Origin of the sequence: Mucilaginibacter sp. OK283 (assembly GCF_900110415.1) — a bacterium.
In the GTDB taxonomy this organism is placed as follows: domain Bacteria; phylum Bacteroidota; class Bacteroidia; order Sphingobacteriales; family Sphingobacteriaceae; genus Mucilaginibacter.
In genome coordinates, this window is the sequence record NZ_FODR01000018.1 from 55,316 (window position 1) to 68,229 (window position 12,914).

At 42.9% G+C, this 12,914-nt stretch carries 7 protein-coding genes; all 7 read left to right on the top strand.

Annotation, left to right across the window (positions count from 1 at the left end; genetic code table 11):
* The first annotated feature begins 13 nt into the window (after window positions 1-13).
* The 7 genes from BMX56_RS27725 to BMX56_RS27755 all read left to right on the top strand — a co-directional run bounded on the left by BMX56_RS27725 (window position 14) and on the right by BMX56_RS27755 (window position 12,836).
* Complete coding sequence (locus tag BMX56_RS27725; protein ID WP_090652970.1) at window positions 14-1,531, top strand: glycan-binding surface protein; 1,518 nt, start codon at window positions 14-16, stop codon at window positions 1,529-1,531.
* A 74-nt stretch (window positions 1,532-1,605) separates the two neighbouring features.
* Complete coding sequence (locus BMX56_RS27730; RefSeq protein WP_090652971.1) at window positions 1,606-3,135, top strand: cellulase family glycosylhydrolase; 1,530 nt, start codon at window positions 1,606-1,608, stop codon at window positions 3,133-3,135.
* 158 nt (window positions 3,136-3,293) lie between these two features.
* Window positions 3,294-4,469, top strand: coding sequence for a glycoside hydrolase family 5 protein (locus BMX56_RS27735; RefSeq protein WP_255369942.1), 1,176 nt, complete (start codon window positions 3,294-3,296; stop codon window positions 4,467-4,469).
* 153 nt (window positions 4,470-4,622) lie between these two features.
* Window positions 4,623-6,710 (top strand): beta-galactosidase, encoded by a 2,088-nt coding sequence (locus BMX56_RS27740; RefSeq protein ID WP_255369943.1) that lies wholly within the window; start codon window positions 4,623-4,625, stop codon window positions 6,708-6,710.
* A 23-nt stretch (window positions 6,711-6,733) separates the two neighbouring features.
* Window positions 6,734-8,293 (top strand): GH39 family glycosyl hydrolase, encoded by a 1,560-nt coding sequence (locus BMX56_RS27745; RefSeq protein WP_090652973.1) that lies wholly within the window; start codon window positions 6,734-6,736, stop codon window positions 8,291-8,293.
* A gap of 3 nt (window positions 8,294-8,296) precedes the next feature.
* The gene (locus BMX56_RS27750; protein ID WP_090652974.1) at window positions 8,297-10,498 is read left to right on the top strand and encodes a glycoside hydrolase family 3 C-terminal domain-containing protein; all 2,202 of its coding nucleotides are present in this window, start codon (window positions 8,297-8,299) and stop codon (window positions 10,496-10,498) included.
* Window positions 10,499-10,793: 295 nt separating this feature from the next.
* Complete coding sequence (locus BMX56_RS27755; RefSeq protein WP_090652975.1) at window positions 10,794-12,836, top strand: beta-galactosidase; 2,043 nt, start codon at window positions 10,794-10,796, stop codon at window positions 12,834-12,836.
* Window positions 12,837-12,914 lie beyond the last annotated feature (78 nt).

Below are 12,914 nucleotides of genomic sequence, written 5' to 3' on the forward strand. Positions count from 1 at the left end.
TAAATAAATTGTTATGAAAAAGAAATCATACCTAAGCTTGTTTTTTTTGCCGCTTTTATTCATGATAGTGGCCTTATCACCAGCTTGTAAAAAGAATGCTGACGGCAGCGGTGCTCCTCCTGTTATTTCAGCCATTAAGAGTTACGTAGCATCACCTAATGATACGGTTTTGCATAGCGCTGTAGCAAATGGCCAATGGGTGGTAATAACCGGGCAGAATTTGCAAGATGCAACTCAAATTTATTTTGACGGAGTTCCTGCCTCTTTTAACATTGCTTTATTAGCCCCCGGCAGTGCCGTTGTGAAAATCCCTCCCATACAGTTTTCAACAATTGATACTGCCAAGTTATATACGGTAAAGTATGTTACAGCAGCAGGTTCAGCAACCTTCTCTTTTAAGTTAGGCCCGGCGGCACCTACTATTAGTGCAATTTCCAATGTATTTGCCAATCCGGGCGATTCGGTTTATCTATATGGTACAAATTTAGTATTGGTTCAACAGTTTATTTACGGGGGAACTAAAATTCCCTCATTTAATTCAAACGCTGATGGAACCTCTCTGGGTTTCCGTATGCCGGCTGCAACACCAAACAGTCAAATAGTAGTGACTACTAAGTCCGGTACTGCCCGGGATACCATAAATGCCACGCCAACTGTTACCTGGGTTTCCAACGAAAATGCCAGCCCTGGCGATTCAGTTTATATTCATGGTACCTATTTGAAGAATATTCAATCGCTAAGTTATGCGGGTGCCGCGGTTAGCTCCTTTACAACATCAACTGATTTAAAATCTGTCGCTTTTGTTGCGCCTGCAACGTCGCAAAGCGGGCCGGTATCTGTTACTACAAAGTTTGGTACGGGTACTACTGTTTTCAATGTTCATACCGCAACATATCTACAAAACGGTGTTATCGAAAACATGGAAGGCGGATGGAGTTTTAATGGTATGAATGGTTGGTGGGCGGCAGGTAGTGGTGGTATTAATAAAGCCTCAAATGATCCATTCGGCTGGCTTACACACACCACCGACTTTGATGGCGTATTGGGTACAAACAATTCCATATTTATCTTTTTGAATACCGGTATTTTAAATAGTGGTGAAGGGCAATGGTATGGTGGTTCCGGGACTCGTTTATCAGGAAATCAATGGGTGCCGACGGCTAACCTTAATGACGCACCAGGCAACTGGGCCTTAAAAATGGAAGTAAGTATCGGAAAAAACTGGAATGGTGGTGCACTGGATATTTCAACAGATGCAGGTGGCTATATATACAGATGGGAACCATGGAACACCGGAACCGCATACAAAACAAAGGGCTGGATTACTTTAACTATACCGTTAACATCATTTAGGGCAAGTGATCCAACACTTGGCGAGGGTATGGGAGCTCCTTTAACTAAAATTGCCGATTTGGTGGGGCCAACAGGAAACACCGCTGCCAACATATATGTACATAATTATGGCACAGCTAAAACAGCGACAGGTTTTTACGGTGCATTTGATAACATCCGTATTGTAAAAATTAAATAAACCTACAGCGCCGCAACAACACGTTGCTGCGGCGCTGTAACTAATTAAAAGGTAACTTTTTAATAAAAACGAAAATGAAGATAATGAAAATAGCGACGGTGTATAAAATTGTAGGGGTTTTCTTTGCAATTTTAGTAGTGGTTTCCTGTAAAAAATCGGGAACGCCGTCCGCACAGCTAACACTTTCCAATCTAACAGATGCTATACCGGATGGTGGTGGAACTGTAGACTTAAAATTTACCACCAACGCTGCCTGGCGTGTTGATACTGCCGGTTTAGGATGGCTGCATTTAGACAAAGCATCAGGGAATAGCGGTGATGTAACCATTAAAATTTCAGCAGCAGCAAATTCATCCGGCGGCACCCGGTCAACGGTGTTAAATGTAAGTTCGGTCAATGGTCAAATCAGGCGAATTACCGTAACACAAGATGCCCAAATTTATCCATCATATAACACATCGGCCAAAGCACCCGATGTAACAGGCATGGGTAGCACCGCTTCGCAGCTGGCCGCAAAGATGACAATGGGATGGAATATTTATAACACGTTGGATGCGCCCGGATGGGAAACCGGATGGGGAAACCCTAAAGTTACCCAGCAGCTGATTGATCTGGTAAGATCAACTGGTATGAATTCCATAAGGATTCCTTGCACCTGGAGTAACCACATAATAAATAACCAAACTTCCCAAATAGACCCACTCTGGCTCGCCCGCGTAAAAGAAGTTGTTCAATATTGCATTAACGACAATATGTATGTGATACTTAATACCCACCACGATAGTTATATTGATTGCACAGTTACAGGTGCTAAACAGGATTCTGTTAATGCCAAGCATAAGGCAATTTGGCAGCAAATAGCAACAACGATGCGGGATTTTGACGAGCATTTGATACTTGCCAGTACCAATGAACCCAATGCGAATGATATACCAACAACCGTTACCTTAATGCGTTATCACCAATCATTTATTGATGCAGTGCGAGGGACCGGTGGTAAAAATACTTATCGTGCTATAGTTATTCAGTCGCCTTCTACGTCGCTTGATTTGCTTACTTCTTACCTTGATCCGGCTAATGCGTATAAGACACCTTCACTGCCTACCGACCCTACACCTCATAAAATGATGGTAGAGTTTCACTATTATAACCCGTCGCAATTTTGCATATTAGGTGGCTACGGTAGTACCACGCCCATGGACGCAAGCTGGGGAAAAGAATTATATTTCTGGGGGAAAGACTTTCATACAAAAAACCCGCTCTTCCTGGATCGCAATTGCGTAGCCTCAACAGAAGAAGCTTATATGGATAACGCATTTACAGACGTTAAAACAAAATTTTCCGATAAGGGTATTCCAGTAATTATGGGCGAATTTGACACGAACTATCACGCTCAGAGATTAACCGGATACCCGGCTGATTCGATATTGGCACTAAGATCGGGCTGGCATTACTATGCTTATCTCACAAAGCAAGCCAAAGCACATGGTGTGATTCCGTTTTTATGGGCCAGCGGTATATTTCAGCGGCCAAATACCGGCGTGCCCGCATATATAGGAGACCGGCAGGCATTAGATTCGCTAAAAAAAGGCGCGGGGTTTTAAGCATACCAACAATTGATATAAAACCTTCGTTAAATTCACCTATTGTGGGTGATAAAAAAGATCATCTGAACAGAATTGTGTTCAGATGAATCTTTTTAGGTAAAGATTAGGAGAAAATGAAAATTAAGTACTCTTTTAAAATATTAATATCTATAATAATGCTCGCGTCTTTTTCTTCATTCAAAAGCGCGAATACTTACAATAGGATAGCTGGTTTCCCGCGACCTGCCCGCTATCCTTCTTATAACACCTCACCAAAAGCTCCCGACTCAACAGGGATGAAAAGCAATGCTGTTCAGCTTGCAGCTAAAATCAGGTTGGGGTGGAACATTGGCAATACTTTTGAAGCCCCTGGTGGTGAAACAGGCTGGGGCAGTCCTGTTATTACAGAGGATTATATAAAATTTGTGAAACAGCAGGGGTTTAATGCCATCCGCCTGCCATGTGCCTGGAATTTGACACATTTAGCTGATAAAAGCAAAGCGCGCATAGATACAAATTGGCTTAACAGGGTTAAGCAAGTAATAGGGTATTGTGTAAAAAATGATATGTATGTTTTACTCAATATACATTGGGACGAGGGGTGGCTCGAAAACAATTGTACTACTGTTAAAAAAGAGTCTGTTAACGCGAAACAAAAAGCGCTATGGGAGCAAATTGCAACAGCTATGCGCGATTTTGATGAACACCTGATGTTTGCCGGCGCCAACGAGCCGAATGCAGACAATGCGGAAAAGATGGCAACGCTTGCCAGCTATCATCAAACCTTTGTTAATGCGGTTCGATCCACCGGCGGTAGGAACAGCTACAGGGTGCTGGTAGTTCAGGGGCCTTCAACAGATATTGATAAAACCAGCGACCTGATGACTGCTCTTCCCCAGGACCAGGTGGCGGCGCGGATGATGGTTGAGGTGCATTTTTACTCTCCATATCAACTTTGCCTGATGGACGGCGATGCTGACTGGGGCAAGATGTTCTATTATTGGGGGGCCGGGCACCATTCTGCAATAGAACCCAACCACAATGCCACCTGGGGTGAAGAAAGTGATGTAAACGCCGCCTTTGGCAAAATGAAGACAAAATTTGCCGATAAAGGAATTCCTGTACTGTTAGGCGAGTATGGAGCCTATAGACGAAACAACAGCAAACATGTTCCTTTAGATTTAACAACACATAACGATGCGGTGGATTATTGGCTAACCTATATTACAAAACAAGCGAAGGCCAACGGAATGTTGCCATTTTTCTGGGACACTGGTGGCGCTTTGGACAGGCAAAACTATTCCGTAAAAGATCAACGTACAATTGTAGCGCTTAATACGGGAGCTAACTAAAATATTACACAGAAAAGGTGCAAATTACATTCGAATAATTGCAGAGTCAATGTCACCTGCATCTATAACAAATGACATTATTGATAATGCTGAATGAAATTTATGGTGAAACAACTTAAAACAGCTGCTATAGAAAAGCCCGGGACCTTTTTGATGAGAAAATTAATAACTACAATTATATTAGGGATCTTAATCCCTTCGGCAGCGTTAAAAGCACAGGAAGCCGGCCGGTTTTTTCCCGAAAAAGATTTGGTAACAACGGGTATCTATTATTATCCTGAACATTGGAGTGAAGCCCAATGGGAAAGGGATATAAAAAAGATATCAGACATGGGTTTTGAGTTTGTTCACCTGGCTGAATTTGCCTGGTTCAAAATGGAGCACGAAGAAGGCCGGTTTGACTTTACCTGGCTTGACAGGGTGGTGGGGCTTTGCACAAAATATCATCTCAAGGTGTTGCTATGCACACCTTCTGCAACCACGCCAACCTGGATGCGGATAAACTACCCGGAAACTTTTGTTATGGATGGCCACTATATCCGTGCGGAGAATGGTACTCGGGGATTAGAGTCAATGGTTAATCCGAAATTCCGAGGCTTTGTACAAAGGATAGTAGCAGAGATGGCTAAACGATACGGGCAGAACAAAAATGTAATGGGGTGGCAGGTAGATAATGAACCCGGTGCTGTTCCCGATTATAGTCCCTCATCGCAGGATGCATTCAGAACGTGGCTGAAAAATAAGTACAAAACCATTGATGCATTAAATACCGCCTGGGGGGCCGCATTCTGGAGCCAGTGGTTTAATAGTTTTGATCAGGTAATCATCCCGAATACGAACCTGGTAGGCTGGTGGGGCAATAATCCCCATGCATTACTGGATTTTAAAAGATATTCGGCAGATGCCCAGGCAGAGTTCCTTGATTTTCAGGCAGGCGTTTTACGCAGCTACGTTTCAAAGACGCAATTTGTTACCACCAACTATACTGCCGTTTGCACCGGTTCCGACCCTAACCGTACCGCTAAACTGGATTTTGCAACATACACGGCATATCCAAACGGTGGTACTGATAATCTTGGCGAATCGGGTTTCCGTTTAGGCAACAGCGATGTTGTTCTTTTTGCTTCAGAATATTACAAATCTGTAGGCGGCGTGTCAGGGGTTTTGGAAATTCAGCCGGGTCCAGTTAATTGGGGAAGCTACAATCCCCTGCTTTTGCCGGGTACCGTTAGGCTATGGCTGTATCACAGTTTTGCAGCTGGAGGTAAAGTCGCCTGTTCGTACCGCTTTCGTCAAATCCTATATGGCGCAGAACAATATCATGCTGGTGTGATACAAACGGATGGCGTAACGCCTTCGCAGGGCGGAAAAGACTATATGCAGTTCATGAAAGAAATAACAGAACTGAGGAAGCAATTTACGCCAGGCGCGAAGATGCCGGCAAAGCTGACCGCACGGTCGACGGCGCTTCTGTGGAATGTAGAAAATTACTGGAGCATTGACAGACAAAGACAGACAGGACAATGGAATACATGGGATTACCCGGTAAAATTCCTTAAAACGGCAAGATCATTAGGTGCACCTGTTGATGTAATTCAGGAAACGGCAGATTTGTCGAAGTATAAGTGTGTAATCGTTCCCGCCTATGAAATGATTGATTCTGCATTGGTGAAAAAATGGAATGACTATGTAGCCAAAGGCGGCCACCTGGTTATTACCTGCCGCACGGGTACCAAAGATCGCAGAGGGCATTTTTGGGAAGGGGAGACTGCCTTACCAATTTCAAACCTGATTGGCGCCCATATAAGCCAAACCGATATGCTTTCATCATACGGCAAAGGCGATATACTGATGAATTCAAATCATTACCCATGGCATAGTTGGGCGGATTTGCTTGTGCCAAATGATACTGCGGGGGTGCTGGCCACCTATAATAACCAGTTCTATAAAGGAAAAGCTGCTGTGGTAAAACACCGGATTGGCAAAGGCGATGTAACCTATATCGGTGTAGATACCGATGATGCTAAATTAGAAAAGGATTTATTGAGACAGATTTATAAAGATGCCGGTGCCACAACGGAGGATTACCCACCAGGGGTATTTGTTTATTGGCGCGATGGTTTTTATACGGCATTAAATTACTCATCAGAAAATTACACGGTAAATCTGCCGGATAATGCAAAAGTTTTAATTGGGGAAAAAACACTAAAACCATCGGGCGTACTCGTGTGGACAGAATGATTTTATTAAGAATTAACAAATAGATGAAAAAAACAATTTGGGTACTGCTGATTTCGCAATTCGCTTTTTTGGCTCATGTAAAAGGCCAAAGAGCAATTAATGTAGATTTAAACAAAACATCGGGTAAGCTTAATACCATGTTTAACGCCTGTGTAGGCGCAGGCCGGGCAAATGAAGGGCTGCGTGCCGACTGGCAGCAACAACTGGAATACGTAAGAAAACAATGTGGTTTCCGGTATATCCGCATGCATGGCTTACTCACCGATGATATGGCCGTGTATACCGAAGACTCAAAAGGGAAACCTCAGTATAATTATATGTATGTAGATGTCCTGTTTGATTTTCTGCATAAAATTGGGATGAAGCCTTTTGTAGAACTGGGTTTTATGCCTAATGCCCTGGCAAGTGGAAGCCAGACAATTTTTTGGTGGCGTGGCAATGTTACCCCTCCAAAAGATTATAACAAATGGCAGGCGCTCATTACCAACCTTGTTCAGCATTTTACAGAACGATACGGTGCCGAAGAAGTAAAATCCTGGTATTTTGAAGTATGGAATGAGCCTAACTTATCTCCCGGATTCTGGACAGGTACGCAAGCCGATTATTTCAAATTGTACGATTATTCTGTAAAGGCGGTTAAAAGCGTAAACCCCGAATATAAAGTAGGTGGCCCAGGTACTGCAGGCGCAGCCTGGGTTCCCGAAATGATTAATTATTGCAGCAAAAATAACATTCCAATCGATTTTGTAAGTACCCATTCTTATGGGGTAAACCAAGGCTTTCTGGATGAGTATGGTAATTCGGGCACGGTATTAAGTAAAGATTCGCTGGCCGTGAGTGGCGATGTGTTGAATTCCCGTAAACAAATCTCTCAATCAGCGAAACCCGGCCTGGAACTGCATTATACAGAATGGAGCGCATCGTACACACCGGCAGATCCTGTTCACGATAGTTATCATGAAGCCGCCTATATCCTGGAAAAATTAAAACAGGTTGGGAATGCGGCCAACTCCATGTCGTACTGGGTTTTTACCGATGTGTTTGAAGAACCAGGCCCACGGTTTACACCTTTCCATGGAGGTTTTGGTTTACTCAACATTCAAGGCATAAACAAACCAGCTTTTTATTCTTATAAATTCATGAATAAACTTGGAGGAACTGAGTTAGCCAATACCGATACACGTTCATGGGTTTGCAAAAATGATAAAGGGGATATCCAGGCATTGTTATGGGATTATACCTATACTTTGCCGGATTCTGTCAACAATCAATCTTATTACATAAAGAATTTGCCCGCCAAACCAAAAGGAAAAGTGAAAATAAATCTATCGCATGTACCTGCCGGAAAATATACTATGGAAATTTATAAAGTAGGGTATAGGGTGAACGATGCATACACTGGCTATGTGGATATGGGCAGGCCCGGACAGTTAAACAGGCAGCAGGTTGAAAAGTTAAAACAAGAAAATGGCTCTCCTGTCGCAAAATGGCAAATTGAAATCAAGCCTAATTCCGTGTATTCCCAGGAGCTTGATATCCGGGAAAATGATGTTATCCTGGTAAACTTTATTAAAAAATCTTAACCCATGAATGTAATGATATTTAAAATAGTGGTAAAAAGATGCTGCGTTATGCTTTCCAGTATGTTGCTGATGGTAGGAGTAACAAAGGCACAGCAAAGTTTGAGTAATAACAATCACGAACAAAAAATCCGTTCCCTCATCAGCCAGATGACATTGCAGGAAAAAGTGAGCCTGTTGCACGCCAATTCTAAGTTTTATGTATCCGGGATAAAAAGGTTAGGTATCCCCGAACTGGCGCTGAGTGACGGGCCGCACGGCGTACGCGCCGAAATTAACAGGAACGACTGGGCTTATTCGGGCTGGACGACTGATTCGGCAACCTGCTTTCCTCCGGGAACAGCCCTTGCTGCAACCTGGAACCCTCAACTGGCCTTAAATCAGGGCCTGGTGTTAGGTGAAGAAGCACGGTTCCGGAAAAAAGATGTACTGCTTGGTCCTGGTATCAACATTATCCGCTCGCCACTTGGTGGCCGTAACTTCGAATACATGAGCGAAGATCCTTTCCTTATTTCGAGGATGGCGGTTGCTTACATTAAAGCCTTGCAGTCAAAAGATGTTGCGGTGAGTGTAAAACACTGGGTGGCCAATAACCAGGAAACGCATCGCGATTCTGTTGATGTACAAATGAGCGAAAGGGCTTTTCGTGAAATTTATCTGCCGGGTTTTAAAGCAGCTGTAACTGAAGGCGGCGCTTATACCGTAATGGCTGCTTACAATAAATTCAGGGGCGACTGGTGTTCGGAAAACGAATATTTGAACAGACAAATTCTTCGGAAGGAGTTTGGGTTTAAAGGCGTCTTGATGACCGATTGGGCCGCGGCGCATTCTACGGTAAAGGCTGCGTTAAGCGGGCTCGACCTGGAAATGGGTACCGATATAAAAGATTATAACGAATGGTATTTTGCCAATCCGTTAATAAAAGCGGTAGAAGAAGGAAAAGTACCCGTATCGGTAGTTGATGAAAAAGTAGCTAATGTGCTGCGTGTAATGTTCAAAACAAAGATGTTTGATGAGGGTAACCGTGAAAAGGGAAAAATGAATACACCGGAGCATCAAAAGGCAGCCTATAATTCTGCTGCCGAAGCGGCGGTGTTACTTCAGAACAAGGGCGGTATTCTCCCTATCAATTTTAACAAAATACAATCGATTGCGATTATTGGTGATAATGCTACCCGGAAACATTGCGGGGCAGGGCTTAGCTCCGAAATAAAAGCGTTATATGAAATAACTCCGTTACAGGCAATCAAGCAAAAGTTCGGCGCCAACGTAAAAATAAATTTTGCGCAGGGCTACGAGAAGCAATCTACATTCAAAGAAGGCAGCAACGGGGGTCAGGGAAATTCGAACAATGTTGATTGGAAACTGATTCAGGAAGCTGTAAAAGTTGCCAGGGAATCAGACGTGGTTATTGTTTTCGGAGGGTTAAACCATGACTTTGATACGGAATCTTTTGACAAGCAAAATATGGATTTGCCTTACGGGCAGGAAGTTTTGATGCAGGAAGTGGCAAAAGCAAATCCTAACACAGTTGTGGTAATGATTGCCGGTTCGCCTGTAAAATTAGCAGGCATTGTTAACCGTGTACCTGCTATTTTATGGTCGTGGTATGGCGGCATGGAGGCGGGCAATGCGGTGGCAGATATATTAAGCGGCAAGGTGAATCCATCAGGCAAATTACCTTTTACATTACCTGTTACGCTTGATCAGTCGCCGGCACATGCATTGGGCAATTTTCCTGGAAAAGATTTGAAGGTAAATTACGAGGAGGATGTTTTGGTGGGATATCGCTGGTTTGATACTAAGAAAATCCAGCCACAGTTTCCTTTTGGATACGGGCTTTCTTACACTGGTTTTGTACTTAGTAATTTTTCGGCAGATAAGAAGATCTATGAAAAGAATGATATCATTCATGCAAAATTCGTGGTCAAAAATATCGGTAGCCGTTACGGTGCCGAGGTTGTGCAGTTGTATGTAAGCGATCCTGTTAGTTCGGTGTTGCGTCCGGAAAAAGAATTGAAGGCTTTTGAAAAAGTTTTTCTGCAACCAGGCGAAACGAAAACAGTTGAACTGGATGTAAAAGTTGGGGATTTGGCTTTTTACGACGAAACAAAAAAAGCTTGGAATGTTGAAGCCGGCGAGTTTGTGCTTCAGTTAGGTAATTCATCTCGCAATATTTCAAGAACAGTAAAAATATCCGTTAAATAAACATCAACCTTGATACTGTCATACTCAGAAACAAATTCCAATTAATAAACAAATGTCGGTTTTGTATAAAAGAAAGTCCCTTTAAATCAAACATTAGGACATTCTTTAAGCTAAATTTGACTCACCAATTATCAATTCCTTATAATAAATTAAGTGGAGAACCAACTATTGACTGCGATGTGCCTTTCTGCCTGGATTTGCTAGGGCCTGCTCTACAAATAACAAAGGAATTTATTCTGCTTTAGGTAATTCATCACGTAATATTTCAAAAACGGTAAAAATATCAGTTAAATAAATGAAAATACAAATCAAACAGCTTTTGATAATTTCAACGCTGTTGCTTGCTACCTTGTCGGTTAAAGCTCAGGAATTATACGTGGGCACCAATTATCATCCGCATGATGATAAAGACCAGGAGAAAATAAAAAAGGACATTGGATTGATGAAGGCTGCCGGATTTAAGGTGGTCAGGATGGGCCACCTGGCCTGGGACAGTTATGAGCCTTCTGAAGGTAAGTTTGATTTTCAATGGTTTGATTTTGTGATGGACATGATGAATAAAGCAGGGATTAAGGTGGTCCTTGACATCGCTATTCGCCCGGCACCTATTTGGTTGCACCATAAGTATCCCTCAATTGATGTTACCAGCCCAGCGGGCAATGCGCAATACCCTAACCATCGGTATATGGAAGATGTAGGCGATCCGATGTATCAAAAATACGCCGTGCGTTATGCGGATACACTTACAAAACACTATGCAAAACATCCGGCGCTATTAGCTTTTGGAGTCGATAACGAATCTGGTGATGGCCCTATTTCATACTCAGAAACAGTAAGAAAAAGATTTGTGATTTGGCTAACGAAGAAGTATGCAACCTTAGATAATTTTAACAAAGCATGGGCTACGCAACGTTGGTCAAGAAGAATTAACGATTTTGATGAAGTAGGGCTACCCGTAACCGGCGAAAAAAATGGTTCCCCGGAGAAAATATTAGATTTCAGGCGCTTTATATCAGACGAAGTTAACCAGATCTTATTTAAGGTACTCGACAGGGTTAATGCCAATGCACCCAATGCGCTAACTAATACCAATGCCTGGTATTACAGTGCGTTGAAGTATTTTGACTACTCGCAGATAGCTTATTCAGGCAAGATGTCCAGGGGAGGGGCGGGCTTTTATCCCGGGAATTCTTTAACTACCAACTGGGGGGTGATGAATGCCTTGTTCGGAATTTCCCGTATTCAGTTTGAAAGTACAAACCCCTTCTGGTGCAGTGAATTTACTACAATGACCGCCGTTCCCAATTCGATCAGAAAATCGGCCTATGCCACGCTGATGTACGGCAATCAGGTGGTTTGCGGATGGACCTGGCAAAGTATGTGGTCGGGCGAAGAGCAATACTTGGAAGGGATGCTTGACTGGGACGGAATTCCCAACCGTAAATACGATGAATACAAAAAGATGGCAACAGAGTTTAAAAAGATCGAAAAATATTTTCCTTACAAGGCCAGCCCGGAAGTTGGCTTAGCATTTTCATTCCCAAGTCAGATAGCCAGCGGCTCGTTCCCCGAGGCGCAGGACCAACAGCTACAGAGTTGCTGGAACCTGTTTTATAACCGTAATATGGATGCCAATGTTGTTGAGATCAGTAAAAGCCAATTAAAGTATAAATTGCTTTTTGTGCCCGGTGTAACAGTAATGGATGAAACCACCGCCAATAAAATTAGGGATTTTGTAAAAAATGGCGGGACAGTTGTGATGACGAGCAATTCTGCCGTGGTTGACGAAACCGGGAAGGTATTTGCATCCACCCATCCGGGCCGTTTAAGCGATGTGTTTGGAATACGGGTAGCCGGCTATGAAGAAACAGAGCCGATGAACGAAGTATCGCGCACATCGTTGAGAGGCAAAAAAATTGAACTAAATTACAACGGGAAAACTGTTGGAACTGAATCAACACGATTTGACGTTGTGGAATCCAAAGGTGCCGAAATTCTTGGAAGTATAACCAGCTTAGATAAAGATTACCCGATTATTACTGCTAACAAATACGGCAAAGGCAGGGCAATTTATGTAGGCTTGCCAGCAAGTGGCGAGGTACTGAGCCCATTGCTTGACAAACTGATAGATGAACTGGGTATTAAAAAGGGCCCGCAGGTACCTGCGGGCATTATGGCAAGGCAAATTGATAAGAACCATTTTTTATACCTGAACGTGACGGGAGAACCAAAAGAAATACCGATGAATGGGAAATCGCAGAGTATTCTTTTTGATAAAAGTTATACCGGAAACTTTACTATTGCACCGTACGAACCTGAGTTTATAGAAATAAAATAGATTTTGTTTCTGGAATATTGAATAACCAAAATGATAATTGAATATACCCTGCAATCGATTGAGGTCATGACTGGGCAA